Genomic DNA, 25,057 nt, shown 5'->3' with positions numbered 1-25,057 from the left:
GTGCTGCTTTCTGTGGGTGTGGTCTGTGATCAGCGTGCGACGGCCGAGAACCGTCGAGCGATGAGGCGGGCTAACAGGTTGAGCGCCATCACGATGAGGATGAGGAGGAGCGCGGCGGCCCAGGCGCGCTCGATGAACGCGGATGCCGGGTTGCCCTGGTTCGCGAACTGCGTGTAGACGTACACGGGGAGCGACTGCATCCGGTCGCTGAACAGGTTGTAGTTCATGCTTGCCGTGAAGCCCGCGGTGATGAGTAGGGGAGCGGTCTCGCCGATGACGCGAGCGATCGCGAGCATGACACCCGTCATGATGCCTGCCATCGAGGTGGGGAGCACCACCTTCAGAATCGTGCGCCACTTCGGCACGCCCAGTGCGTACGACGCCTCGCGGAGCTCGCCGGGCACGAGCCTGAGCATCTCTTCGCTCGAACGGACGACGACCGGGATCATGAGCACGGACAGCGCCACGGCGCCGATGATGCCCATGCGCACGCCGGGCCCGAAGATGAGCACGAAGGCCGCGTAGGCGAAGAGGCCGGCGACGATCGAGGGGATGCCCGTCATGACATCCACGAGGAAGGTGATTGTCTTCGCGAGGCGGCCGCGGCCGTACTCGACGAGGTAGATCGAGGTCATGAGCCCGAGCGGGACCGAGATGACGGTGGCCGCGAGAGTAATGAGGAGCGTGCCGATCATCGCGTGGAGCGCGCCGCCGCCCTCGCCGGTGACGTTGCGCATCGACGACGAGAAGAACTCGGGGTCGAAGCGCGCGATGCCGTTCGAGACGACGGTGATCGCGAGCGAGATGAGGGGGATCAGTGCGACGAGGAACGCGGCCGTGACGAGGACGGTGACGAACCTGTCGGTGAGCTTGCGACGCTTGGTGGCCGCCGTTGCTGCTGCAGTCAGGGACATGATTACGCTCCGGTCTTCGCGGTCTGACGGCTCACGATCCACCGCGCGAGCGCGTTCACGAGGAAGGTGACGATGAACAGGATGAGGCCCGTCGCGATGAGCACGTTCACGTTTTCGCCGTACGCCTCGGGGAACGTGAGCGCGATGTTTGCGGCGATCGTGGACGGGTTGTCGGAGGTGAGCAGCTTGAAGGAGACGATGCCGCTCGCGGAGAGCACCATCGCGACGGCCATGGTCTCGCCGAGAGCGCGGCCGAGGCCGAGCATGGCGCCCGAGATGATACCCGGCTTCGCAAACGGGAGGACCGAGAGGCGGATCATCTCCCAGCGCGTCGCGCCGAGGGCGAGCGCGGCCTCCTCATTGAGCTTCGGCGCCTGCAGGAAGACCTCGCGCGAGATCGCGGTCATGACCGGGAGGATCATCACGGCGAGCACGATGGCCGCGGTGAGGATCGTGCGCCCGGTGCCGCTCGCGGTGCCGCCGAACAGCGGGAACCAGCCCATGTGCTCGTTGAGCCAGACGTAGACGGGCCGCACGGCCGGCGCGAGCACCAGGATGCCCCAGAGGCCGTACACGACGCTCGGCACTGCCGAGAGCAGATCGATGAGGTAGCCGAGAAACTGGGACAGCTTCCGAGGGGCGTAGTGCGAGATGAAGAGTGCGATGCCGATCGAGAGCGGCAGCGCGATGATGAGTGCGAGGACGGCCGCCCAGACGGTGCCGAACACGAGGGGGCCGACGTAGCCCCAGAAGTCTGTTGTGAGCACCGACGCGGTTTCGCTCGTAGCGACGAACGCGGGCAGGCTCTGCACGATAAGGAAGATCGCGACGGCGGCGAGGATGATGAGGATCATGCTGCCGGAGGCGATGGCCGTGCGCGAGAACACTCGGTCGCCGCGGCTAAGAACTTGACGCGGCGTGGCCGTGGATGCAGTCACTTGAGGAGTGCCTTCCGGTGGAAGTGGGTGAGGCTGAGAGCGGGTGGAACCTGGTGGATCCGGCGTTTCGCTCGCGGGCGCCGGATCCACCAGGAGGGGCTTAGCTGATCGACGCGACCGCTGCGCTGGCCTTCTCACGGAGCGTGTCCGAGATGGGTGCCGACCCGGCGGCCTCAGCCGCGACGTCCTGGCCCTCAGCGCTCACGATGTACTCGAAGTACGACTTCACGAGCTCGGCGTTTGCCGGGTCCTCGTACTTCTCGCAGCCAACGAGGTAGCTCACGAGAACGAGCGGGTAGACGCCCTCCTCGGTGCTTGTGCGGTCGAGGGCGATCGCGAGGTCGTGGTCGGTGCGACCCTCCTCGAGCGGCGACGCGTCGACGATAGCTGCAGCGGCCTCAGGGGTGAACGCGACGTACTCGTCGCCGACCTTCACAGAGACGGTGCCGAGGTCGCCGGCCTTCGAAGCGTCGGCGTAGCCGATGGTGCCCACGCCGCCCTTGACTGCCTCGACGACGCCCGAGGTGCCCTGGGCTGCCTCGCCACCGGTGATCTCTGCCGGCCACTCCTCGACCGAGCCAGCGGTCCACGCGGACGGCGCGGCTGCTGCGAGGTAGTCGGTGAAGTTGCCTGTCGTGCCCGACTTGTCGGAGCGGTGCACGGGCACGATTGCCTGGTCCGGCAGCGTAGCGTCGGCGTTGGCCGAAGCGATTGCCGGGTCGTTCCACTTCGTGATCTCGCCCGTGAAGATCTTCGCGATGGTGTCTGCGTCGAGGTTCAGGTTGTCGACACCGTCGACGTTGAACACGAGGGCGATCGGCGAAATGTACGCGGGAATCTCAACGATGTCGCTCGTGGTGCAAGCGTCAAACGGACCAGCCGTGATTTCCTCGGCCTTAAACGCACGGTCGGAGCCAGCGAACGCGACTGCGCCCTTCTGGAACGACTCGCGGCCAGCGCCCGAGCCCGAGGGATCGTAGTTGATCGTGACGTCGGCGTTTGCAGTCTGGAAGCCGGCGATCCAGCCCTGCTGCTGCGCCGCGTCCTGCGACGATGCGCCAGCGCCCGAGAGGGTGCCGGAGAGCGACGAAGGGGTTGTCTCTTCGCCGGTATCGGGAGCGGCTTCGTTTGCCGCGCAGCCGGTGAGGATAAGCAGGGCGGCGCCGCCGACGGCGGCTGCCTTCATCGTGGATGAGAACTTCACGAGCGTCGTGTCCATTCTGATGTGGTGTGATCCTGAATGCCGGGCGAGTGCCTGACGGTGTCAACGCTAAGGATCGGGTGTGACCGGCGGCCGACAGGAAGGTAAACATGAGGTGAACTCGAAGTGATGTCGGGGAAACCGCCAACCAGGGCACCCTCCGTCGGGCGCGCCAACAGCTGCGCCCCTCGGCGGAGGAGTTGGCAGTTGTTGTCGGTACACCGCGCTCAGAACGACAACAACTGCCAACTCTCCGAGGGGCGGGATGGGATGGGATGGGGTGGGTTGGGTTGGGATGGGTTGGGATGGGGTGGGGTGGCCCAGACCCAGACCCGGGCCCAGGTGCGGGGTGGCCCAGGGCCCGGGCCAGGGGAGGGGCCGAGGGGCCGGGCCGCCTCCCTTATGCCAGGAGTCGTAGGGCGCCCGGTGCGACTCGCACCTCAAACGGGCCGGTGCCCACGAGCTCGCCGTCAGAGTAGGCGATCTCATCGCCCGCGTCGATTGAGACAGTCTCGGCCCGCGTGATGGTCACCTCCGGGAGGTGCTCGTGGCGTGCCCGGGCCAGCAGCCCGAGCACGCTCAACAGCCGAAGCTTCGTGCCGTACGTGACCTCAACGAGATCGAGCTTGCCGTCGTGCACTGAGGCGCCGGGGGCGAGCGGGATGCCGCCGCCGATTGCTCGAGTGTTCATCACGGTCGCGAGGACGCCGGTGAACGAGCGGGCTGAGGAGCCGATCCGCACGGAGAATCGCCGGTGCTTCAACGTGAGGATCTCGACGATGAGCGCGAGGTGGTACCTGAACGGCCCAAGCGGCACGCGGATCGAGTTCGCTCTCCTGTTGATTGCGGCGTCAAGCCCGATCGAGAGCCCTCCGGCGAACCAGTGCTCGGCTGCGCCCGGGCGTTCGACTACGCCAAGGTCGACAGCGAGGGGCGCAGCCTCTGCGGCAAGAACCCGCGCGACTGCGGCCTCAGGCGAGTGCGCGAGCGCGAACTGGCGGGCGAAGTCGTTGCCGCTGCCCGCGGGAACCACCCCAATCGGGAGCGCCCGGGCCTCTGCGACCTGGAGTACGAGCCCAATGAGCCCATCCCCTCCGACAAGCACCAGGCCCCGGAGTCCGTCGCGGCACGCCTGTCGCACCTTCGCTTGGCAGTCCTCGCCGTCACTGCCAGAGATCTCGATGGCGGCAACCCCGGCGGCGGCGAACTCGGCCAGCACCCGCCCAGCTACGCGAGCGCCGCGACCGAACGCGGACCGCGGATTCACCACGACTCCGAATGGCGCTTCGTCGCGCATTGTTCACCCCTGACTAGTGTTTCAGCGGATACGTTTCTACCCCGAGGATTCCGGCGCCTGGCCGGGACCGGGAGAAGTGGAACACGGAGAACCCCGCAGGTGGCAGCCGCGCAGCGTCCTCGACGTACTCGCCCGGAAGGCTACCACTCGCAAGCACGAGCTCGCGAGCAAGGTCTGGCAGTACAGGCAGATGGCTGCAGATGACGGCACTTTTGCCACGCGTCACGATCTTGCCGATGAGCCTGCGCGTGAGCGTCAAATCGCCCTCGTCCCCGAAGTCTTGGCTCAGACATTCCTGTTCACGCACATCCTTCTTGATGAGTTCGGCGAGGGGAGCGACTGTCTCGAGGCAGCGGGTCGCAGTTGACGAGTAGATGCGTTTCGGCGCGAACGAGCGGAGGATCGGGGCAAGTGTATGCGCCTGCCGTTCGCCACCCTGCGTGAGCTGTCGGAGGCGATCGGCCGGATACTCCTCACCGAGTGCCTGCGCTTTTGCGTGCCGCAGCAGGGTCACCGAGAACGTGTCGAGCAGGCCGGGGGCGGCGAGACGCGTGAACACGTCGAACAGCTCGCGGTCAGCCTGATAACTCAGGAGGTCGCGGGCGGCGCTCGCCGCAACCCACTCGAGCGCCTGCACCTCAGAGTTCGGTTTAAACGTGGAGGCGAGAGCAGTCTTTGGGGTGACCTCGGCAGCCCAATACTGCACAATCTTTGTGCCGCCGCCAGGCAGGTCGTAGTGGATCGTGCCGAGCGTCGCGCCGAGCGAGATCCGCAGCCCAGTCTCTTCGTGGGTCTCGCGCACAGCTGCCTGCGGCATGCTCTCACCGGGGTCGAGCTTTCCCTTTGGGAATGACACGTCGCGCTGCTTGCGACGGTGGATGAGGAGCACCATGAGCTCGTCTTTGCCTGAAGCATTCTTCACGCGCCGCCACGGGACCGTGCCCGCCGCAAATACCTGTTTCGCCACGCTGTTACCGCGCTCTCCTCGCTTGGGTGCGATCGATCATCACGAGATCCTGCAGGTCTGGGAGGGGCTCGCCTTCTTCGCTCACCACGCGACGTTGCCAGGTGCCGTCGGGGAGCATGCGCCACGACGAGACATCGTCGCTGAACGCGAAGCCGAAGAAGCGGTCGATGCGGGCGAGGTGGTCGCGTTCGACGATGCTCACGAGCACCTCGATGCGGCGATCCAGATTGCGATGCATGAGGTCAGCGCTGCCAATGAAAACGTCACGCTCGCCGCCGTTTTCGAACCAGTAGATGCGTGAGTGCTCGAGGTAGCGTCCAAGCACCGAGCGCACTCTGATGTTCTCGGAGAGTCCGGGCACACCAGCGCGGATCGAGCAGATGCCGCGAACCCACACGTCGACAGGGACACCGGCCTGGCTTGCACGATAGAGCGCGTCGATGATCGCCTCGTCAACCATCGAGTTCGCCTTCAGCCTGATACCGCTTGGGCGCCCAGCTCGCGCGTGCTCTGCCTCGCGTTCGATGCGTTCGAGGAGCCCGGTTCGCAGCTGCAGAGGCGCGACGAGCAGCCTGTCGTAGTCAGTCTCAATCGCATAGCCCGACAGCACGTTGAACAGCTTCGTCGCGTCACGCCCGATGTCGGGGGACGTAGTGAACAGGCCGAAGTCTTCGTATATGCGGCTCGTCTTCGGGTTGTAGTTGCCAGTGCCAATGTGGGAGTAGTGGGTGAGCCTGCCGCTCTCCTCACGAATCACCTGGACGAGCTTGCAGTGCGTCTTCAGCCCGACAATGCCGTAGACGACGTGCACGCCTGCTTGCTCAAGCTTGCGCGCCCACGTGATGTTTGCTTCTTCATCGAAGCGTGCCTTCACCTCCACGAGCGCGAGTACCTGCTTGCCCGCCTCAGCCGCCTTGATGAGCGCGGCGACAATCGGGCTGTCGCCAGACGTGCGGTACAGCGTCTGCTTGATAGCGAGCACGTCTGGGTCGGTCGCCGCCTGCTCGATGAACGCTTGCACGCTCGTGGCGAACGACTCGTACGGGTGGTGCACGAGCACTTCGCGACGAGCGATCGCGGCGAACATGTCGGGCTTGTCGCTCGTCGAACTCGTGCGGAAGGCGGGGTGAGTCACCGGAATGTGCGGTGTGAACTTCAAGTCTGGCCGGCGCAGTCCGCTCAGCGCGAAGAGCCCCGAGAGGTCGAGTGGGGCGGGCAGGGTGTACACCTGCTCCTCGTCAATGTCGAACTCGCGCACGAGCAGCTCAAGCGTCGCGTCGTCGAGGTCGTCGGAGATCTCGAGCCGGATTGGCGGGCCAAAACGGCGCCGCAACAGTTCCTTCTCGAGCGCCTGGATGAGGTTCTCAGTCTCGTCTTCCTCGATCTCGACGTCTTCGTTGCGTGTCACACGGAAGACATGGTCGTCGATGACCTTCATACCTGGGAACAGGCCGTCGAGCTGGTTCGCAATGAGCTCCTCGAGCGCGATGAAGCGCACATTGTCGTCGCTCTCGCGGCGATCGACACGAACGTACCTGGGGATCATCTGCGGCACCTTCAGGCGCGCGAACTCGACCTTGTCGGTATTCGGGTTGTGAACCCGAATAGACAGGTTCAGTGCCCGGCCTGAGATGTACGGGAACGGGTGCGCAGGGTCCACAGCGAGTGGCATGAGCACCGGGTAGATGCGCTGCTCGTAGTACTCGGTGAGGATCTCGCGGTCAGCGTCGTCGAGGGCCTCCCACTCAACGATGTGGACGCCAGCCTCAGCGAGCTGGGGCTTCACCTGCTCGGCGAAGCAGCGTGCGTGCCGCCGTTGCAGCTCGTACGCCCGCCGGTTGATCTCGGCGAGCACGTCGGTTGGTGCGGTGCCGACGTTTGTGGGCACCGCGAGGCCGGTGAGGATGCGGCGTTTCAGGCCTGCGACGCGCACCATGAAGAACTCGTCGAGGTTCGCCGCGAAGATCGCGAGGAAATTCGCACGTTCGAGCAGCGGCACTGTCTCGTCTTCGGCGAGTTCGAGCACGCGCTGGTTGAACGCGAGCCAGCTCAGCTCGCGATCGATGTAGCGATCTGCGGGCAGCACCCCGTCATCGATGAGTGGGATCTCGCGGGTCTCTTCGCTCATGGCTCTATTCTGACACCTGTGGCCCGCGCCATTGTGTGCTTCGTGAATCAATGGTGAACCCTGCGCCCTCGTACATGCCCACCGCGCGCGTGTTGTCGCCGTCGACGTAGAGGGTGATTCGCTTGGGCGTGTGGTGCGCCATGCGGGCAAGCGTGACCTTGAGCAGCGCCTTGCCGAGCCCGGTGCCAGCAAAGTCAGGGTCGACGCCGATCACGTAGAGTTCCGTCTCGACAAGGCCATCTTCGCCACGCAGCGTCTTCACCCAGGTGAAACCGGCGGTATGGTTCGTGTCTGCAGTTGCGACGAGAAACAGGTCTTCAGGGTCGAACCACGGTTCGGCGCGCATCAGCGCGAAGTCTTCGAGGGATACCCTGCCCTGCTCGGGGTGTGATGCGAAGGCACGCGAGTTCACGTGCACCCAGGCGTGCGCGTCAGCTGGATGCGCGTCGCCCGTGGCGTTGGGCGTCGCATCGAACGTGCGGAGTTCGAAACCAGAGGGTAGTTCGACAGCGAACGGGTCTATCTCGCCGGCAGGGAGGCGCGCAGGATCGAGCGCCATGCGATACAGGGAGCGGACTGGCTCGAACCCTGCCCCGCGGAGCAACGCCGTTGCTGCCGGGTTCTCACCGTGCGCCCATGCGAGCGGCCCTGTTGAGCCGCCGGGCGCTGGTTCGCGCGCGGCCGGTGAGTCGAGGAGGATGCGGAGCGCCTCGGTGCCGACTCCATTACCCCTCACGGGAGGATCGACGACAAGGTCGAGTTCTCCCTGCCCGACGATGCCGACGGCGAGGGGCTCTGCGTCGCCAACCCGCGTGAACACACGCAGTTCGCGCTGCTCTTGAACTGCAGAAAGCAGCGCCTGGTCAGAGACAGGTGAGTTTCTGTCGGCCTGCTCCGCGCGGTCGAGGAGCGGCTGCGCGTCGTCAACCGATCCTGGTCTGGCTCTGAGACTACTTGCCCGCATGCCGTGCTCCTCTCGCGTTCTAGGCCCCACGCCCTCGCGCGAAACCATACCCGACTCCTCTGACGGTGCTGATAAGCGACTCGTGATCGCCGAGCTTTGCTCGGAGGCGCCGCACGTGGACGTCGACAGTACGCGCGCCTCCGAAATAGTCAGTGCCCCACACCTCGGAGAGCAGTTGCTCGCGGGTGAACACCCGCGCCGGGTGCAGCGCGAGAAAGTGCAGCAGCTCGAACTCCTTGTAGGTGAGGTCGAGCTTGCGTCCGTGGACCGTCGCGACGAAGTTGGACTCGTCGATCTCGACGCCCGATACCTCGACCGCCGACGCGCCACTGCTATTGGCAGTGGTGGCCTCGGCTGCGGAAACAAGCCTCAATCGCGCTTCGAGCTCGGCTGGACTCGCCTCAGGCGTAATGAAGTCGGCGAGGTCCCATTCTGGCGACAACGCAGCGAGCGCCGCATCGCGAAGGACCGCGATTCGAGGCAGCCGCGTTCGCCCGCTGAGCGCGACCGCTGCCGCGCGGGCGGCGCGTGGGTCGCCGGTGCCGTCGATCAGGATCGCGTTGATCCTGTGCGGGGTGTTCTCGTAGGCGAGCGCGGCCTGAAGCGGCGCCTGGAGGCTCGCGATAGCGACCTTGTGCGCGAGAAGTTCGAGCGCCGGAAGTGGCCCGGCTGCCTCACCCTGAGTGCTGTCGATCCTTCCGCCCCGTGAGCGAACGGCGCTGGTCGATGGGGAATCGCCCGCGGTGAGCAGGAGCAGTTCCATGACTGACCTCCCCGAGTGTGACTTGAGAAACATCCTATCTCGGACAGTCCGGGCACCGGTGTGGGAAGATGAGGGCATGACTCCGAGCGACGCCGAGCAGGTGACCCAGGTGTCGTGGCACCTGCCGCGACTCATCATTGCGTGGGCAGTCGCAGCTGTCTTCGGTGTGCTGGTGACGGTCTTCGTCGATGAGGCACGCTTTCAGTGGCTCGCGCTCGCCGTCGGGGTGTCGACGCTTGTGACGTTTGCGCTACAGCTCGGCACTGCCCAGCGCGAAGGCTTTATTAGCAGGCTGTCTTTCAGTATTGCGGGGTCCGTGGTGATAATCGCCGTCATCGACATCGTGAGTACGCTCATCGCGTAGCCCGCGCAATAACTTGCTAGACTGGGGCCATGCTTTTGGCTCTTGAACTCTTCTTCCTCGGCCTGCTGGGTCTCGCAGGCGTCGCGATCGCTTGGGTTTCCGGCACGGTTATCTACAACCTCTTCAAGGGCCAGCGCTAGGCGCGTCCCCTGATGACGAGCCCGTTCCTTTCACTTCCAGGAGCGGTAGGTGAGGCCGTAGCTCTTCACTACGGCGCTCCCCTCCAAGAACAGCGCGCGCTCGCCGAGGGCAATGCGCTGGTCGATCTATCCCATCGCGGCATCGTGACGGTGAGCGGCCCCGATCGGTTGAGCTGGTTGAACTCGATGACGAGCCAACAGCTGCTGAACCTTGCACCCGGCGAGAGCACCGAGACGCTGCTGCTTGACCCGAACGGCCGGATCGAGCATGCGATGCGTGTGGTCGATGACGGCGAGACCACGTGGCTGCTCGTGGATGAAGGTTCTGCTGAGCCGCTCTTCACGTTTCTCAACAGAATGCGGTTTGCGCTCCGAGTCGAGGTCGCAGACGTGTCGGCCGACTATGCAGCCGTGCTCGCGTTCGCAGGCGGAACAGCCGTCGAGGTTCTGCAAGGTTTTGAGCCAACAGTTGCCTGGGTTGACCCTTGGGCTGAGGTGACACGGGGTGGAGCCCAGTACGCGCACGGGGAGCATGCGGGCGCGAACTGGAGTGCGATCCAGTTCGTGTTGCCCGTCGACAGGCTCGCCGCGGTGTCTCGTGCCGTGGCACCGGCTGGACTCATGTCCCTTGACGCACTCGAGATCAGAGCGTGGCGCCCGTCTCGCGTTTCAGATGTCGACGAGCGTGCGATCCCGCACGAGTTTGACTGGCTCCGCAGCGCCGTGCACCTCACGAAGGGGTGCTACCGCGGCCAGGAGACGGTCGCGAAGGTCCACAACCTTGGTCACCCGCCCAGACGTCTCGTCATGCTGCACCTCGACGGTTCGGAGGGGGAGTTGCCAGTTGCAGGCGCGCTCGTGTTTCGCGAGGGCGAAGCTGCGAGCCCCGAGGCGCGGCCAGTCGGCAGGATCACTCGGGCTGCGCTCCACTACGAGTGGGGTGCGATTGCATTCGCATTGCTCAAGCGTTCGGTTCCAGGCGATGTCACCCTCGCGGTGCGAGCGGGAACCGAAGCCGCAGATCCATCGGTACCCGTCGAGGGCGTCATCTCTGCTGCGCAGGAGATGATTGTGCCGACCGACGCGGGAGCTACCCGCACGATCCCAAAGCTGAAGCGACTGTAGCCCGCCCTCACGAATCCCGATGTCGCTCACTCTGCCCTGAGGAACCTCGCTAAGCTGGGAACATGACCAACACGTTGATCCTGCTCCGTCACGGCCAGAGCGAGTGGAACGAAAAGAATCTGTTCACCGGATGGGTCGATGTGCGACTCACTGAGCGCGGGCGAGGTGAGGCTGCAGCCGCTGGCAAGCTACTCGCCGAGTCAGGGATGCTCCCAGACGTGCTGTTCACCTCGCTGCTGAGCCGCGCGATTCAGACCTCGAACCTTGCGCTTGAGGCCGCCGATCGCATGTGGATCCCTGTCGAGCGCTCGTGGCGGCTGAACGAGCGCCACTACGGTGCGCTGCAGGGGCTCGACAAAGCTGAGACGCTCCAGAAGTACGGCGAGGAGCAGTTCATGGAGTGGCGTCGCTCGTACAACACGCCGCCGCCGGTGCTCGACGATTCGAACGAGTGGTCGCAGGCAAACGACCCGCGCTACGCGGGCATCGACGGTGACGCTCCTCGCACCGAGTGCCTATCCGATGTCGTCACTCGTCTCGTGCCCTACTGGGAGAGCAGCATCCTCCCAGAGCTGAACTCAGGCAAGACAGTGCTCGTTACGGCGCACGGCAACTCGCTCCGCGCGCTCGTGAAGCACCTCGAGGGAATCTCGGATGAGGACATCGCGGCGCTCAACATTCCGACAGGCATGCCGCTCGTCTACGAGATCAACGAAGACGGCACGCCGACCGGCGCTGGCCGCTACCTCGACCCCGAGGCAGCAGCGGCAGGCGCAGCAGCCGTCGCGGCTCAGGGCAAGTAACTCCACGCGAAAGGTTCTGGCCGCCTCACTACGATGAGGCGGCCAGAACCAGCGCACTGCGGGAGTCGGAAGCGACTACTTGTCGTCGTCTTCCGGCTCGTCGTCTTCTACGTTGTACTTGTCGGCAAGATCAGCCCAACGGTCCTCTTCAGAGAGGTGCCCCGAAGCGAGCTCGCGCTCAAGCTCCGAGTAGTTGGTGGCTGGGCTGAAGTACTTCAGCTCCCGAGCTACCTTAGTGTGTTTTGCCTTCTGACGGCCGCGCCCCATGCGTGACCCCCTTACACATTTCGGGCCCCACAGGATTTCTCCCGCGAGGCAGTACTCAATCAATCATGGACGTATGGGCATGATCTTAGCACGTTGGGAAGCGCGCTCAGCGGCGCTAACATGAGGTCATGACTTCGCCCGCACCTCGCCGCTCGGTAAAGCGCATCGTTCTGTTCTCAGTTCTCGCGCTGTTTCTCGTGATTCTTGGCGTCGTTGCAGCGATTCTTGTGCCAATTCTCACGCACTCGAACACCGGCAGCTCGGGGCAAACAATCCCGACGGGCTTCGAATCAGAGTCGAGCGCAACTGGCGCCGACGGAAAAACCCGGGCGATTTCGGTCGCAACGACAGACGGGGAACCGGCGAACCTCGAAGGGCTTGCGCCTGGCGACCAGATTGTCGTCTCAGGGAGCGGCTTCGATGCCGGACTCGGCATATACGTCGGTTTCTGTGCGATTCCGCCGTCGCCCGACGTGAAGCCTGGCCCCTGCCTCGGGGGAATTCCCGAGGGCGCCGAACAGGGCGAGGCCGCCGCGAAGGAGGCGCTCTCGAGCGCCTGGATCACCAACGACTGGGCGTGGCGCGCCTTTGCGACGCAGGGCTACGATGATGCGGCGACGGGTACGTTCGAGGTGTTGCTCACTGTGCCTGAGCCGACCGTAGAGGGCCTTGACTGCACCGTGTCGCGGTGCGCGATTTCTACGCGGAGCGACCACACCGCGATGAAAGAGCGGGTGCAGGACATGCTCCTGCCGTTCGCCTACACAGAGTAGCCGGGTGTTCGCAGCGCCGCTGCGGCCTCTCCGGGCGTTCCTGCGAGGCTAGTGGCCCGCAAGAGGGGCGATGATGAGCTCCGCGATCGTGAAGATACCGAGGCCCGCGAGCGATCCGATCACGGTGCCGTTGATGCGGATGAACTGCAGATCTTTGCCGACCTGCAGCTCGATCTTCTCAGCCGCCTCATTTGCGTCCCAGCGTTGGACCGTATCAGTGACGACCTGCGCGAGATCGTGCCTGTATGTTCGCACGAGGTACTCGACGACCTTCATCACCCAGACATCGATCTTGTATTGCAGCGTTGCATCTTCTTCAAGCTTGCGCCCGAAATCGCAGACTGCGGCAGTGATGCGGCTGCGCAGCTCGCTTTCGGGGTCCTCGAGCATGTCGACGATCGCCGCGCGCGCTGTCTGCCACGTGCTCGCCGCGAGATCTCGAATTCGCGGGCTATCAAAGACCTCGCGTTTGAACGATTCGAGTTGCTGCTGCAGCGACTCCTGCTCTTGGAGGTCTCGTGAGAGATCGTGCAGAAACTTGGTGATTGCTGCGCGTGCAGGATGGTTCGCATCCGCTGAAACGTTCTGCAGGAACTTCACTGCCTCGGCGTGCAACCGCTGGTCGACGAACTTGTCGACGATGCTCGGCACCCACTGGGGGAGCCGTGACGAGATGACCTTGTCAAACGCCTGCGGGTGCTGCACGAGCCACAACTCGAGTCGGCTCGCGGCGAGGTCCACGAGGGACTCATGGTGGCCGCCAGTCACGAACGACTCCGTTGCCCGACCGAGAAGCGGCCCCCATTCAGGGTCAACAATGTGGCGTCGCACGAGCGACTCAACCAGATCCTGCACGTCGCGATCGTCGAGCACGGTGAGCGCGCCGAGGCCGATGCCCGCAGCCATGTCGCTCACGCGCCTCGCGTTCCCCGCTTCGCGAAGCCAGGCTCCAGCCATTCGCGCGCCGCTGATCTGGGAGAGTTTGTCGTGCACAACGTCGTCGGCGAGGAAGTTCTCCTCAATGAACGCCCCGAGCCCCTCACCGATCTCGTCCTTTTTGTTCGCGATGAGGTTGGTGTGCGGGATAGGCACGCCGAGCGGGTGTCTGAACAGCGCCGTCACAGCGAACCAGTCCGCGAGCGCACCAACCATGCCGCCTTCACTCGCGGCCCTGACATACCCGAGCCAGGGGATTCGCTCCTGGAAGGCAAAGGCGAAGACGAACACGACGGCCATGAGGATCAGCAGGCCGACAGCGATGCCCTGCATCCGTCTCAGCGCGTGCAAACGGTCGAAGTCGGCGGGGGTGACGGCTCCGAGCGTACGTCGGTTCAACAGTGGCACCCCTCCATTATGCGACTTCTTGTATCTCCGCGAAGCTATCAGTCAGCCGTGGGATAATTTCCTACATGCAGTTTCTTACAGTGCTCAGCCTAAAAAACCGGGCACTCATTGCGCTCGTGACGATCGTGGCCGCCGTTTTCGGGTTTCTCGGAATGTCATCCCTCAAACAGGAGCTCATGCCATCGGTGGAGTTCCCCGCTATCGCCGTCATCACGACGTACCCCGGGGCCTCGCCAGACGTTGTGAATAACGATGTGTCGGGTCCCGTCGAGACCGCGCTGCGCGGCGTACCGAAGCTCGAGAGCACGACGGCCACATCGAGCACAGGCATGTCAGTAGTGCTCGCGCAGTTCACCTACGGCGTGGACATCGCCGCCACCGAGCAGAAGGTCGAACGCGCCGTCAGCCGGATCTCGCAGATGCTTCCGGAGACCGCGGACACGCAGGTCGTGGCCGGCAGCGTCGACGACCTGCCCGTGATTCAGATCGCTGTCACGCCCCCGAGCGGCGAGGATCCTGAAGAAACCGCGAAGCTCATCGAGCGCGTCGTCGTCCCGGAGATCGGCGACCTCGACGGTGTTCGAGAGGCGCAGCTGTCGGGTGCACGCGGCGACCGCGTGACCATCGTTCCGAACGCCGACATGCTCGCCAAAGCTGGCATGAGCCAGCAGCGGATCACGGACGCGCTGCAGCAGAGCGGCGTGCTCATCGCTGGCGGCACTGTCGACGACGAAACGAACACGCTCGCCGTGCAGCTCGGTTCCGAGCTCACCTCGGCTGAGGACATCGCGTCGATCCCGGTGCCACGCAGCACCGAAGATTTCATGGCGTACCAGCAAGCGCTGCAGGCACAGCAGCAGCTCGCTGAACAGGCCGCACAGGCACAGGCGCAGCCAGGTACACAACTCCCGCCGACCGAGGCGCCCGACGCAGACCAAGCCGTCGCCGCGCCGAAGCTACCCGATGTCGTCACCATCGGCGACGTCGCCGACGTGAAGCTTGAAGCGAACCCAGTGACGAGCATTTCGCGTATCAACGGCGAACCCGCGCTCACGATTGCAGTGACGAAGATGTCACAGGCGAACACAGTCGAGGTCTCGCACGTCGTGCAGGAGAAGCTCGACGAGCTCTCAACGCAGCTCGGCGATGTGAAGCTGAACGTGATCTTCGATCAGGCCCCCTACGTGGAGCAGTCCATCGAGTCGCTCACGACGGAGGGCCTGCTCGGTCTCGTGTTTGCCGTGCTCGTGATCCTCGTCTTCCTGATGTCGGTCCGTGCGACGCTCGTGACGGCCATCTCGATCCCCACCTCGGTGCTGCTCGCATTCGTCGGACTGAATTTCGCCGACTACACGCTGAACATGCTTACGCTTGGCGCGCTCACGATCTCGATTGGCCGCGTCGTCGACGACTCGATCGTCGTCATCGAGAACATCAAACGAGACCTCGTCGAAGGGGAGGATCGGGCGACAGCGATCCTCCGCGCGGTTCGCGAAGTCGCTGGTGCGATTACGGCCGCGACCATCACGACAGTTGCCGTATTCCTGCCGATGGCCTTCGTCAGCGGCATGGTCGGCGAGCTGTTCAGGCCGTTCGCATTCACCGTGACGATTGCGCTCGCCGCGTCGCTGCTCGTGTCGCTGACAATCGTTCCCGTGCTCGCATACTGGTTCCTGAAGCCGGAGGCGAAGCCCGCCCCCGCTGCTGGCTCCGACGCAGCTGATTCGACGAACAACGAGCACCGCGGCAACTGGCTCGCGCGCGGCTACCGCCCGATCATCGAGTGGACGCTCGGCAAGCCTGGCATCACCCTGATCCTCTCGGTGCTCGTGCTCGCTGGCACCGTGCTCGCGACACCGCTCATGAAGACGACATTCATGAGCGAGGACGAACAGAACTCGGTCGGGCTCACGCAGACGCTGGCGCCAGGCGCGAGCCTCGACGAGCAGCTCGCCCAGGCTGAACGCGTCGAAGACGCACTCTCAGCCCTCGACGAGGTCGAGACCGTCCAGGTGACGATCGGCTCGGCCGGCGGCATGATGGCGATGTTCGGCGGTGGTGGCGACGGAGCGATTAACTACTCGCTCACGCTCGACCCTGACGCGGACCAGGCGAAGGCCAAGGACGACATTCGCGCGGCCGTCGATAAGATCTCGGACGCTGGCGACTTCGCGATCGGTCAATCGGGCGGCGGCATGTCAATGTCGAGCGCGATCGAGGTGAACGTGACCGCGCAAGACCAAGAAACCCTCGCCGAGGCGAGCGACGACATCGTCGCCGCCCTCAAGAAGCAGGACGGGCTGCAGCAGGTCGAGAGTGACCTCGCGATGTCGCGGCCTTACGTTCGCGTCTCGGTTGACCGTGAGAAGGCCGCCGAGGCCGGGCTCAGTGAGGCTGCGGTGGGCGGCATGGCGGCGAAGAGCATGCAGCCGAGCCAGGTCGGACGCATCACGATCGACGACTCAACAGTGAACGTATACCTCGACCTCGGTACAGCCCCGACTGATGTCGAAGGAGTGAAAGCGCTGGAGCTTCAGACTGGGGCCGGTGAAAAGCGGCTCGACGAGCTCGCGACGGTGGAGATCGCCGACGGCCCCGTGACCGTGCGCACGGAGAACAACGTTCGAATGGTGACGGTGTCTGCGCTTCCGAAGGGCGACGACCTCGGAGCCGCCGGTGTGCAGGTCACCGCCGCGCTCGAGAGCGTTGATCTTCCCGTCGGCGCGTCCGCCAGCATCGGCGGCGTGATGTCACAGCAGGAGGAAGCGTTCCAGCAGCTCGGCATCGCGCTGCTCGCCGCGATCCTGATCGTCTACGTGGTGATGGTTGCGACGTTCCGCAGCCTGCTACAGCCACTCCTGCTGCTCGTCTCGGTGCCATTCGCCGCGACCGGTGCGATGCTGCTGCTCATCGCGACTGGTATTCCACTTGGCGTCGCATCGCTCATCGGCGTGCTGATGCTTGTGGGCATTGTCGTGACGAACGCGATTGTGCTGATCGACCTCGTGAACCAGTATCGCGACCGTGGCGACAGTCTGCGCGACGCAGTGCTCCACGGTTCGCTGCAGCGTCTCAGGCCGATCGTCATGACCGCACTCGCGACAATCCTCGCGCTGACGCCGATGGCGCTTGGCATCACGGGCAAGGGCGGGTTCATCTCGCAGCCGCTGGCAGTTGTCGTCATCGGTGGCCTGCTCTCATCGACAGTGCTGACGCTCGTCGTACTGCCGACGCTCTACTACCTCGTTGAGCGCAAGCGCGAGGAATCGCGTGAGCGCCGGGCAACCAGGCGCGCCGCGAAGCTCGCTGTGGCTGGTGCGCACGGGGGAGCGATCGAGGCTGACCTCGGGGCGCTTCCGGATGCGGCGGGCGTGCCTGAGCACGGGATTCCTGAGCACAATGCGGTTTCAGCGGTGTCTGACCACGCGGCACTGGCTGCGTCGGAACACTCGGATCCAGCCGCGCCCGCTGCCGTCGAGCCGCCGCAGCCCGAGGCCGAATCTGCGTCCGGCTCCGACACTGACGATGAACGCCCGGCCACCACAGACGGGCGGGATAGCTAACTCATGGCACAGAAGAAGCGCAGAGGGTTTAAGGCCCCGGCAAACTACGATCCGAACCGCTCCAGGGCTCCGAAGCGCAAGTACGGTGGCGCCGCAGCGGCCGCTGGTGGCAAGAAAGCTCACGGCGGTTCGGGTGGCTCGGATCGTGGGCGTCGTGGCGCACAAGATATTGAATCTGCAGAAGGTATGCCGACCTCCAGGGGTTCGGGCATTGATAGGGCAGATCGCAGGTCTTCTGCTGGCGGCGGGGACGCCCGCGGCGGCAGGGACGCCCAGAGCGCGAGAGGCGGCGGGGACGCCCGCGGCGGACAGAGCAGCAGCGGCGGCAAGGCCGGCAGGGGCGGCCAGGCCGGCCGTGGTGCAGCCCAGCAGGATCGCGCCCAGCGGCCCGGCGGGTCCGAGCGTGGCTCAAAGCGGCTACGCCCGGCAGGAGAGAACCTGCAAAACTTCACGCCGAAAGTCTGGACTGCCGAAGACGCATCTGGCCGGAGCTTCCGAGATCTCGGCCTTGGTCAGAACCTCGTGCGCACACTTGGCGAGCTCGGCGCCGATTCGCCGTTCCCGATTCAGGTTGCGACGATTCCCGACACGATTGCAGGCCGCGATGTGCTCGGCAGGGCCGAAACAGGATCGGGTAAGACGATCGCATTCGGCGCAGCGCTTGTCGAGCGGCTTCTCGTGCTCAAAGCAGAGGGCAAGCTTGGTGAGCCTGCAGCGAAGAAGCCCAAGCAGGCCAAGCGTGGCGAGCGCGTCTCGCGCGGATCGGCTGGCGCCACCAGGAAGCCGAAGGCACTGATCCTCGCCCCCACGCGTGAACTTGCGTTGCAGATCGACCGCACGGTGCAGCCGCTCGCGCGCTCCGTCGGGTTCTACACCGCGCAGCTCGTCGGTGGAGCGCCGAGCGAGCCGCAGGTGCACGCCCTCGAGCGCGGCGTCGACATCGTCATTGGCACGCCGGGGCGCATCCGTGACCTCGTCGAGCGGCGCAAGCTTGACCTGCGCGAGGTGCAGATCTCGATCGTGGACGAGGCAGATCATCTCTGCGAGCTCGGGTTTCTCGAAGAGACACAGTGGACCCTGCGGCAGACCGAACGAGGTGGCCAACGGCTGCTCTTCTCGGCGACACTCGACCGCGACGTCGAAGAGCTCGTTGGCGAGTTTCTCGTAGACCCCGCGGCGCACGAGATCGCGCGAACGGTGTCGACGGTGCCGCACCGCGTGTACATGGTGATGCGCGAGGACAAGGATGCGGCGGTGCTTGAGTTCGCGAAGATCCCTGGGCGAGTGATGTTGTTCTCGCGGACCCGTGCGGATGCAGAGCGCATCACGGAAGAGCTGCTCGCCGCGGGGGTGTCTGCGACATCGCTGCACGGCAACCTCAGCCAGGCCCGCCGGGAGATCAACCTGAAAGAGTTCTCAACTGGCAAGGCGCGCGTGCTTGTCGCGACTGATGTTGCGGCCCGAGGTATTCACATCGACGACGTGGACGCAGTCGTGCAGCTCGATCCTCCGCAGGAGGCGAAGACTTTTGTGCACAGGTCCGGTCGAACTGGCAGGGCAGGCCGTGGGGGCCAGGTGGTAACGCTTATCCCGCGGACATGGCAGAAGCGGACGCGGGAGATGCTCGACGAAGCGGGCATTGAGCCGCTTGTTTTCGAGGCGTACGAGCCTAAGAAGCGGCCAAAGTCGAGCGGACGCAAGTAGAGATACCGCACAGGGAACGTATTCCGGATTTGTAGATTTGGCACAAGTCCAAACTTCGGCTTGTTGGGACTCGTTGTTGACTGCCCCGGAGCCGGTTGATGGTTTCTCGACGTCGACATAACCTGTCTCCATAATCAGGGCAGGCGGGCCCTCGGGCGACCTCAGTGGACGTTCGCTCCCGGCTGGCTCTGCCGTCAGGTCGAATTGGAGATATCGATGGCCGACAACGCCCCTCGCATCAACGTCCAGCAGGTGAGCGACGCGCTCCTCGGAAAGTGGAAGACCGAGCGCCTCGAAGCCAGGGAGCTCGTGCGCTCACGGCCGAGCCTGCACACGATTCCCGGGCAGCCGATGGATGAGCACCGGATCCGGGTGCTCAGCCAGCTCCATGAGCTTGTCGAGGCGGGAGCGATTCAGCGCGCCTTCCCGAAGTATCTTGGCGGCGGCGATAATCACGGTGGAAACGTCGCAGCGTTCCAGGAGCTCGTGCTCGCGGACCCCTCGATGCAGATCAAGGGTGGCGTGCAGTGGGGGCTGTTTGGCTCAGCGATCCTGCACCTCGGCAATCGCTCGCACCACGAGAAGTGGCTGCCCGACGTGATGAGTTTGAAGCTCCCCGGCGCCTTCGCGATGACCGAGATCGGGCACGGCTCGGATGTCGCCTCCATTGGCACGACTGCGACCTACGATCCGGAATCCGAGGAGTTCGAGATCCACACCCCTTTCAAGGGCGCGTGGAAAGATTATCTCGGCAACGCGGCGCTTCACGGTCAGGCCGCCGTGGTCTTCGCGCAGCTCATCACGCGCGGCGTCAACCACGGCGTGCACGCGTTCTTCGTTCCGATCCGCACACCTGACGGCAAGCTGCTGCCCGGTGTCGGCAGCGAAGACGACGGCGTGAAGGGCGGCCTGAACGGCATCGACAACGGCCGCCTGCACTTCACGAATGTCAGGATTCCGCGCGAGAACCTGCTCAACCGCTACGGTGATGTCACTGCTGACGGCACCTACTCTTCGCATATCGAGAGCCCGGGTCGGCGCTTCTTCACGATGATTGGCACGCTTGTGCAGGGCCGCGTCTCGCTCGACGGCTCGGCCGTGCGCGCGATGCAGGCGGCGCTTTCCATCGCGATCCGCTATGGCACGCAGCGCCGCCAGTTCCCTGGCGCATCGGGACGCGAGACGGTGCTCATGGACTACGGCCAGCACCAGCGGCGGCTGCTTCCGCGGCTTGCTGAGACCTACGCGATGGCGTTCGCGCACGAGCGGCTGCTCACCGTGTTCGATGAGGTGTTCTCTGGTGTGAAGGACACTGATGAGAACCGTGAGGATCTCGAGACCCTCGCCGCCGGGCTGAAATCGCTCTCGACGTGGGCCGCGCTCGACACGCTGCAGGAAGCGCGCGAGGCGTGCGGCGGCGCGGGCTTCATGGCCAAGAACCGTCTGACTGGTTTGCGCGCCGACCTCGACATTTACGTCACGTTCGAGGGCGACAACACTGTGCTACTGCAGCTCGTCGGCAAGCGCCTGCTCACTGACTACGCCGCGCAGTTCAAGGGCGGCGACAAGGCCGCGCTCGCCCGAGCTGCTGCGAGCCAGATCGGCGACCGCGTGAGCCGGTTCGGGCTCCGTCAGCTTGGCCAGAGCATCGTCGACTTCGGGCAGACTGCTCGCTCGGTCGAGAGCTTCCGCAGCGCGGAGTCGCAGCGAGAGCTGCTCACGGACCGCGTCGAGACGATGGTCGCCGAGGTCGCGAGCGCGCTGCGCGACGCAACGAAGGACGTGCCGAAGGCTGAGCGTGCCGCGCGCAGCGAAGACGCGTTCAATGCCCAGCAGCACAAGCTCATCGAGGCCGCTCGCGCCCATGCTGAACTGCTCCAGTGGGAGGCGTTCACCGAGGAAGTCGACAAGCTCAGCGATCCGGGCACGAAGCAGGTGATGACCTGGCTGCGCGACCTGTTCGGGCTCACGGTCATCGAGCGCAACATGACGTGGTACCTCGTGCACGGACGCATGTCGGGCAAGCGCGCCGAGTCGGTCACTGCGTACATCGATAGGCTGCTTGGCCGTATCCGCGAGCACGCGCTCGACCTTGTGGACGCCTTCGGCCTTGACGACGCCCTACTGCGCGCGGAGATCGCGACTGGCATAGAGGAGGAGCGCCAGCAGGAGGCGCAGAACTACGTCGACGAGCAGCGGGCAGCCGGTCTCTGGCCTGTCCACGAGAAGGAGCTTCGCGCACAGGCGAAGGCTGCTGAGAAAGCAGCGGAGAAGGCCGCCGCGACGGCGAGCTGACTCCCGCACGACGCAGTACAGACAGCGCCCCGCAGCCGGTTTGGCTGCGGGGCGCTGTCGTATGGCTGGGGGCTACCTGATCTTTCGCCGGTAGATCAGGATCGCCGTGCCGTACGCGACCGCGAGGATGCCGACGAGCCAGGCGAGGGCGACCCAGAGCTCGCTCCCGACGGGATCGCCTGCGAACAGGTTGCGGATCGAATCGACGATTGCCGTGACTGGCTGGTGCTCGGCGAACCAGGCGACCGGTCCGGGCATGCTCGCTGTCGGGACGAAGGCGGAACTGATGAACGGCAGGAAGATGAGCGGGTAGCTGAACGCACTCGCGCCGTCGACAGTCTTCGCGGACAGGCCGGCGATGACCGCAACCCAGGTGAGCGCGAGCGTGAACAGGGTGAGAATCCCGATGACGGCGAGCCACGCGACAGACGACGCGTTCGTGCGGAACCCGAGGAGGCAAGCCACCCCGATCACGAGCCCAATCGAAACGAGGTTGGCTGCGAGCGACGTGAATACGTGCGCCCACAGCACGCTCGACCGTGCGATTGGCATCGACTGGAACCGCTCGAAGATTCCGCCCTGCATGTCGAGGAACAGTCTGTAGGCGGTGTACGCAATCCCTGAGGCAATCGTGATGAGCAGAATGCCTGGCAACATGTAGTTGATGTACGAGTCGCTGGAGCCCGTGTTGATCGCGCCACCGAGTACGAAGACGAAGAGCAGCATGAGCGCCACGGGGGTGACCGCCGTCGTGATGATCGTGTCGGGGCTTCGGAGGATGTGCTTCAGCGAGCGCGCGGTGAGCGCGCCTGTATCCGTGAGCGCATGCGAGCTCATGGCCGTTCCTTTCCTCGGGTTGTTCCGGGCGTCCCGGGGGCCTCGCCTACAAGAGTGAGAAACACGTCCTCAAGGGAGGGCTGCTTCTCGACGTACTCGACTTTCGCGGCGGGCAGGAGGGCCTTGAGCTCGGTCAAGGTGCCGTTCTGGATGATCTTGCCCTCGTGCAGGATCGCGATCTGGTCGGCGAGATGCTCCGCCTCGTCGAGGTACTGAGTTGTCAACATCACCGTGGTGCCGCCTCGGGCGAGCTCTCGGATCGTCTGCCAGACTTCGATGCGCGATTGCGGGTCGAGGCCCGTGGTCGGCTCATCGAGGAAGATCACCTGCGGGTCGCCGATGAGGCTCATCGCGATGTCGAGTCTGCGTCGCATTCCGCCCGAGTAGGTCCCTGCCCTGCGGTCGCCCGCCTCTGTGAGCGCGAACCTGTCAAGCATCGTGTCGGCGATTTCGGTGGGGCGGTTGAGGTGGCGCAGCCGCGCGATGAGTGCGAGGTTCTCACGGCCTGTGAGGATCTCGTCGACCGCGGCGAACTGCCCGGTCAGACTGATCGCCCGGCGCACCTCAGCCGGCGCCCCGGCGACGCTGTGGCCCGCGACCATGGCGCTGCCCGCGTCGGCCGCGGTGAGCGTGGCGAGGGTGCGAACGAGCGTCGTCTTCCCGGCACCGTTCGAGCCGAGCAGCGCGAAGATGCTGCCGGGCTTCACCTCGAAGTCGACGCCTCGGAGCACGGCGAGTTCGCCGAATGACTTTGTGACCCCCGCGACGCTGATGGCGGCCGCGTGCGTGACGGTCATGAGTCCTGACCTTCCTGTTGTTTCTTCTCGGCGGCATCGATCGCCTGCGTCAGCCGGTTGCGCTCGCGGTCGATCCACTGCTTGCCCGCGTAGGCCCTGGCGAACTCCTCCGCAAACTCGACTGGGTTGTCTCCGACGATCGCTCGGACCGGGGTGCCGTCGACCGCCGCCCGTTCCCAGAGGTCGACGTGATCGCCGATCATCGTGACGAGGGTGTCGCCGTCTTCTGCGGCGCCAGCGTAGGTGAGGTAGCGCTGTACTGCCTTCGCGGCCTCCCCGTATGGGGCGGGAAGCGCGTCGAGGCGCGCCATGTGCTCCCGGTACTGCTTCTTCTGCTCGAGCGAGCCTGTGAGCATTTCAATCCACTTTGCGGCCATGATTGTCTCCTTGAAAATGTGTTTGTGTGTGTTCGATGGTGGTGCCTGGCTAGGCCGGAGGGCGGAGCCGGGCGATGCGGTCGGCTAGGAAGTCCCAGGTCTGCCAGAACTCCGCGAGCTGTGCGCGTCCGGTTTCATTAATCGAATAGACCTTGCGGGGCGGCCCCTTCTCGGACGGAACCTTTGCAACGTCGACGAGCCCGCGCTGCTCGATGCGCACGAGCAGCGCGTACACCGTGCCCTCGGCGATGTCTTCGAACCCCTCGTCGCGCAGGCGCGTGGTGATCTCGTACCCGTACGCGGGGTCTGTGGCAAGAAACGCGAGAACGATCCCCTCGAGGGTGCCCTTCAGCATTTCGGTGAGTTGGTTTGCCAACCTCAACCTCCTCTACTTAGCGTGAATGACTACCGCTATAAAGTAACACTAAGTACCGCTACTTAGCAAGACCGAGTACCAAGCCGGTGCTTGCGGGGCACCCTAGGCTGGGGGAATGACTGAACTGCGCACGCTGTACCCGCCCATTGAGCCATACGATCACGGGATGCTTCCCGTCGGCGATGGCCACGAGGTGTACTGGGAAGTCTGCGGGAACCCCGAGGGGAAGCCAGCCATCTTCCTGCACGGCGGACCAGGCGGCGTGCTCTCGGCGGACTACCGACGCTACTTCGACCCTGAGCGCTACCGCATCGTGCTCCTGCAGCAGCGGGGAAGCGGTCGCTCCACTCCGCACGTGAGCGCGCCTGACGCCGACATGTCGGCGATCACCACCTGGCACTTCGTCGCCGATATCGAGCGGCTGCGCGGCCACCTTGGTATCGACAAGTGGCTCGTGTTTGGCGGCTCCTGGGGCTCGACGCTCTCGCTCGCCTATGCGGAGGCGCACCCTGAGCGGGTTACCGAGCTCGTCGTGCGGGGTATCTTCACGCTGCGAAAGAGCGAGATCGACTGGTTCTATCAGGATGGCGCCTCGCACCTCTTCCCCGACTTCTGGGAGGAATACCTTGCAGCGATCCCCGAGGAGGAGCGCGACGACCTTGTCGCAGCCTATCGCCGCAGGCTCACCGATCCTGACCCTGCAGTGCACGTGCCCGCCGGCGTCGCCTGGACGGTCTGGGAGAACGCGACCGTGCGCCTGCTCCCGGACGCCGAGGTCATCGCGGAAGCTCGCGCCGACGTCGCCGGCGCGGTCGCGTTCGCTCGCATCGAGAACCACTTCTTCTCGAACAACGGGTGGTTCGAAGACGGGCAGCTCATCGCGAACGCGGCCAAGCTTGCAGGCATCCCCGGCGCGATCGTGCAGGGGCGCTACGACGTCTGCACGCCGGCGCGCACCGCGTGGGATCTCCACCGCGCCTGGCCCGAGGCCTCGTTCGACATTGTCGCCGATGCGGGGCACGCCGCAAGCGAGCCTGGCATCGTCGATGCGCTCGTGCGCGCGACGGATCGCTTCGCAAAAAACCTGGAGTGAGCTGGGGCTTTTCGCTAAACTGGGGGC

The 25,057-nt window shown here is 64.9% G+C and carries 22 protein-coding genes; 8 read left to right on the top strand and 14 right to left on the bottom strand.

Translation table 11 applies throughout. From position 1 onward, the window contains the following. Positions 1-29: 29 nt before the first annotated feature. The 8 genes from pstA to KI794_RS13435 form a co-directional block, all read right to left on the bottom strand. Positions 30-914, bottom strand: coding sequence for a phosphate ABC transporter permease PstA (gene pstA, locus KI794_RS13470; RefSeq protein WP_119285003.1), 885 nt, complete (start codon positions 912-914; stop codon positions 30-32). A 2-nt stretch (positions 915-916) separates the two neighbouring features. Beyond that, the gene (gene pstC / locus KI794_RS13465) at positions 917-1,852 is read right to left on the bottom strand and encodes a phosphate ABC transporter permease subunit PstC (protein ID WP_119285002.1); all 936 of its coding nucleotides are present in this window, start codon (positions 1,850-1,852) and stop codon (positions 917-919) included. A gap of 100 nt (positions 1,853-1,952) precedes the next feature. Next, positions 1,953-3,056 (bottom strand): phosphate ABC transporter substrate-binding protein PstS, encoded by a 1,104-nt coding sequence (gene pstS, locus KI794_RS13460; RefSeq protein WP_370647893.1) that lies wholly within the window; start codon positions 3,054-3,056, stop codon positions 1,953-1,955. Positions 3,057-3,453: 397 nt separating this feature from the next. Further along, positions 3,454-4,350, bottom strand: a complete 897-nt coding sequence (locus tag KI794_RS13455) for a diacylglycerol/lipid kinase family protein (protein ID WP_119285001.1) — start codon at positions 4,348-4,350, stop codon at positions 3,454-3,456. A 13-nt stretch (positions 4,351-4,363) separates the two neighbouring features. Next, positions 4,364-5,317, bottom strand: a complete 954-nt coding sequence (locus KI794_RS13450) for an NUDIX hydrolase (protein ID WP_255808393.1) — start codon at positions 5,315-5,317, stop codon at positions 4,364-4,366. Positions 5,318-5,321: 4 nt separating this feature from the next. After that, positions 5,322-7,445, bottom strand: a complete 2,124-nt coding sequence (locus KI794_RS13445) for an RNA degradosome polyphosphate kinase (protein ID WP_119284999.1) — start codon at positions 7,443-7,445, stop codon at positions 5,322-5,324. Between the two features lie 4 nt (positions 7,446-7,449). Next, on the bottom strand, positions 7,450-8,409 hold the full coding sequence (mshD, locus tag KI794_RS13440; RefSeq protein WP_119284998.1) for a mycothiol synthase: 960 nt from the start codon (positions 8,407-8,409) through the stop codon (positions 7,450-7,452). 19 nt (positions 8,410-8,428) lie between these two features. Continuing rightward, positions 8,429-9,172, bottom strand: coding sequence for a winged helix-turn-helix domain-containing protein (locus KI794_RS13435; protein ID WP_255808392.1), 744 nt, complete (start codon positions 9,170-9,172; stop codon positions 8,429-8,431). Between KI794_RS13435 and KI794_RS13430 the strand changes: the two genes are divergently transcribed. From KI794_RS13430 to KI794_RS13420, 3 genes are all read left to right on the top strand, one after another. Next, the gene (locus KI794_RS13430) at positions 9,171-9,536 is read left to right on the top strand and encodes a hypothetical protein (RefSeq protein WP_255808391.1); all 366 of its coding nucleotides are present in this window, start codon (positions 9,171-9,173) and stop codon (positions 9,534-9,536) included. The two genes, KI794_RS13435 and KI794_RS13430, sit on opposite strands and share 2 nt — an antisense overlap. Before the next feature lie 152 nt (positions 9,537-9,688). Then, positions 9,689-10,801 carry a CAF17-like 4Fe-4S cluster assembly/insertion protein YgfZ gene (ygfZ, locus tag KI794_RS13425; protein WP_255808390.1) on the top strand — a complete coding sequence of 371 codons (1,113 nt, stop codon included), beginning with the start codon at positions 9,689-9,691 and terminating at the stop codon, positions 10,799-10,801. Between the two features lie 62 nt (positions 10,802-10,863). Further along, positions 10,864-11,604, top strand: a complete 741-nt coding sequence (locus KI794_RS13420; protein WP_119284994.1) for a phosphoglyceromutase — start codon at positions 10,864-10,866, stop codon at positions 11,602-11,604. A 75-nt stretch (positions 11,605-11,679) separates the two neighbouring features. Here the strand turns inward: KI794_RS13420 and KI794_RS13415 are convergent, their stop codons facing one another. Next, entirely contained in the window at positions 11,680-11,871 is a 192-nt protein-coding gene (locus KI794_RS13415) for a DUF3073 domain-containing protein (RefSeq protein WP_119284993.1), read from the bottom strand. A gap of 128 nt (positions 11,872-11,999) precedes the next feature. Between KI794_RS13415 and KI794_RS13410 the strand changes: the two genes are divergently transcribed. Continuing rightward, the gene (locus KI794_RS13410) at positions 12,000-12,644 is read left to right on the top strand and encodes a hypothetical protein (protein WP_119284992.1); all 645 of its coding nucleotides are present in this window, start codon (positions 12,000-12,002) and stop codon (positions 12,642-12,644) included. Positions 12,645-12,692: 48 nt separating this feature from the next. Here the strand turns inward: KI794_RS13410 and KI794_RS13405 are convergent, their stop codons facing one another. Next, positions 12,693-13,988 carry a DUF445 domain-containing protein gene (locus KI794_RS13405; RefSeq protein WP_370647820.1) on the bottom strand — a complete coding sequence of 432 codons (1,296 nt, stop codon included), beginning with the start codon at positions 13,986-13,988 and terminating at the stop codon, positions 12,693-12,695. Positions 13,989-14,053: 65 nt separating this feature from the next. Here KI794_RS13405 and KI794_RS13400 point away from each other — a divergent pair, with 65 nt between their 5' ends. From KI794_RS13400 to KI794_RS13390, 3 genes are all read left to right on the top strand, one after another. After that, entirely contained in the window at positions 14,054-17,551 is a 3,498-nt protein-coding gene (locus KI794_RS13400; RefSeq protein WP_255808389.1) for an efflux RND transporter permease subunit, read from the top strand. Positions 17,552-17,554: 3 nt separating this feature from the next. Then, positions 17,555-19,255 (top strand): DEAD/DEAH box helicase, encoded by a 1,701-nt coding sequence (locus tag KI794_RS13395; RefSeq protein ID WP_255808388.1) that lies wholly within the window; start codon positions 17,555-17,557, stop codon positions 19,253-19,255. Between the two features lie 216 nt (positions 19,256-19,471). After that, positions 19,472-21,550, top strand: a complete 2,079-nt coding sequence (locus tag KI794_RS13390) for an acyl-CoA dehydrogenase family protein (protein ID WP_255808387.1) — start codon at positions 19,472-19,474, stop codon at positions 21,548-21,550. Between the two features lie 72 nt (positions 21,551-21,622). Here the strand turns inward: KI794_RS13390 and KI794_RS13385 are convergent, their stop codons facing one another. Genes KI794_RS13385 through KI794_RS13370 form a run of 4 tightly spaced genes read right to left on the bottom strand, consistent with a single transcriptional unit; the run spans position 21,623 to position 23,937 of the window. Next, positions 21,623-22,387 (bottom strand): ABC transporter permease, encoded by a 765-nt coding sequence (locus KI794_RS13385; RefSeq protein ID WP_255808386.1) that lies wholly within the window; start codon positions 22,385-22,387, stop codon positions 21,623-21,625. Continuing rightward, entirely contained in the window at positions 22,384-23,184 is an 801-nt protein-coding gene (locus KI794_RS13380; protein WP_255808385.1) for an ABC transporter ATP-binding protein, read from the bottom strand. The genes KI794_RS13385 and KI794_RS13380 overlap by 4 nt, the downstream gene beginning before the upstream one ends. Continuing rightward, on the bottom strand, positions 23,181-23,561 hold the full coding sequence (locus KI794_RS13375) for a DUF1048 domain-containing protein (RefSeq protein ID WP_119284985.1): 381 nt from the start codon (positions 23,559-23,561) through the stop codon (positions 23,181-23,183). Before KI794_RS13375 ends, KI794_RS13380 begins: the two co-directional genes overlap by 4 nt. Before the next feature lie 49 nt (positions 23,562-23,610). Next, positions 23,611-23,937 (bottom strand): PadR family transcriptional regulator, encoded by a 327-nt coding sequence (locus KI794_RS13370; protein ID WP_304941395.1) that lies wholly within the window; start codon positions 23,935-23,937, stop codon positions 23,611-23,613. Positions 23,938-24,052: 115 nt separating this feature from the next. On the opposite strand from KI794_RS13370, the gene pip reads away from it, so the two are divergent. After that, positions 24,053-25,030, top strand: a complete 978-nt coding sequence (gene pip, locus KI794_RS13365) for a prolyl aminopeptidase (RefSeq protein WP_255808384.1) — start codon at positions 24,053-24,055, stop codon at positions 25,028-25,030. Positions 25,031-25,057: the final 27 nt, after the last annotated feature.

This window comes from Leucobacter aridicollis, assembly GCF_024399335.1.
GTDB classification, from domain to species: domain Bacteria; phylum Actinomycetota; class Actinomycetes; order Actinomycetales; family Microbacteriaceae; genus Leucobacter; species Leucobacter aridicollis_A.
Note: the sequence above shows the minus strand (reverse complement) of the source record. Positions and strands in the feature narration are given on the sequence as shown.

Bases quoted from the DNA above. Each gene is read 5' to 3' on its own strand.
- KI794_RS13390 (WP_255808387.1), top strand. From the start codon at position 19,472: ATGGCCGACAACGCCCCTCGCATCAACGTCCAGCAGGTGAGCGACGCG.
- pstA (WP_119285003.1), bottom strand. From the start codon at position 914: ATGTCCCTGACTGCAGCAGCAACGGCGGCCACCAAGCGTCGCAAGCTC.
- KI794_RS13375 (WP_119284985.1), bottom strand. From the start codon at position 23,561: ATGGCCGCAAAGTGGATTGAAATGCTCACAGGCTCGCTCGAGCAGAAG.
- KI794_RS13395 (WP_255808388.1), top strand. From the start codon at position 17,555: ATGGCACAGAAGAAGCGCAGAGGGTTTAAGGCCCCGGCAAACTACGAT.
- KI794_RS13435 (WP_255808392.1), bottom strand. From the start codon at position 9,172: ATGGAACTGCTCCTGCTCACCGCGGGCGATTCCCCATCGACCAGCGCC.
- KI794_RS13455 (WP_119285001.1), bottom strand. From the start codon at position 4,350: ATGCGCGACGAAGCGCCATTCGGAGTCGTGGTGAATCCGCGGTCCGCG.
- pip (WP_255808384.1), top strand. From the start codon at position 24,053: ATGACTGAACTGCGCACGCTGTACCCGCCCATTGAGCCATACGATCAC.
- KI794_RS13380 (WP_255808385.1), bottom strand. From the start codon at position 23,184: ATGACCGTCACGCACGCGGCCGCCATCAGCGTCGCGGGGGTCACAAAG.
- KI794_RS13400 (WP_255808389.1), top strand. From the start codon at position 14,054: ATGCAGTTTCTTACAGTGCTCAGCCTAAAAAACCGGGCACTCATTGCG.
- KI794_RS13385 (WP_255808386.1), bottom strand. From the start codon at position 22,387: ATGAGCTCGCATGCGCTCACGGATACAGGCGCGCTCACCGCGCGCTCG.
- KI794_RS13415 (WP_119284993.1), bottom strand. From the start codon at position 11,871: ATGGGGCGCGGCCGTCAGAAGGCAAAACACACTAAGGTAGCTCGGGAG.
- KI794_RS13445 (WP_119284999.1), bottom strand. From the start codon at position 7,445: ATGAGCGAAGAGACCCGCGAGATCCCACTCATCGATGACGGGGTGCTG.
- ygfZ (WP_255808390.1), top strand. From the start codon at position 9,689: ATGACGAGCCCGTTCCTTTCACTTCCAGGAGCGGTAGGTGAGGCCGTA.
- KI794_RS13420 (WP_119284994.1), top strand. From the start codon at position 10,864: ATGACCAACACGTTGATCCTGCTCCGTCACGGCCAGAGCGAGTGGAAC.
- mshD (WP_119284998.1), bottom strand. From the start codon at position 8,409: ATGCGGGCAAGTAGTCTCAGAGCCAGACCAGGATCGGTTGACGACGCG.
- KI794_RS13410 (WP_119284992.1), top strand. From the start codon at position 12,000: ATGACTTCGCCCGCACCTCGCCGCTCGGTAAAGCGCATCGTTCTGTTC.
- KI794_RS13430 (WP_255808391.1), top strand. From the start codon at position 9,171: ATGACTGACCTCCCCGAGTGTGACTTGAGAAACATCCTATCTCGGACA.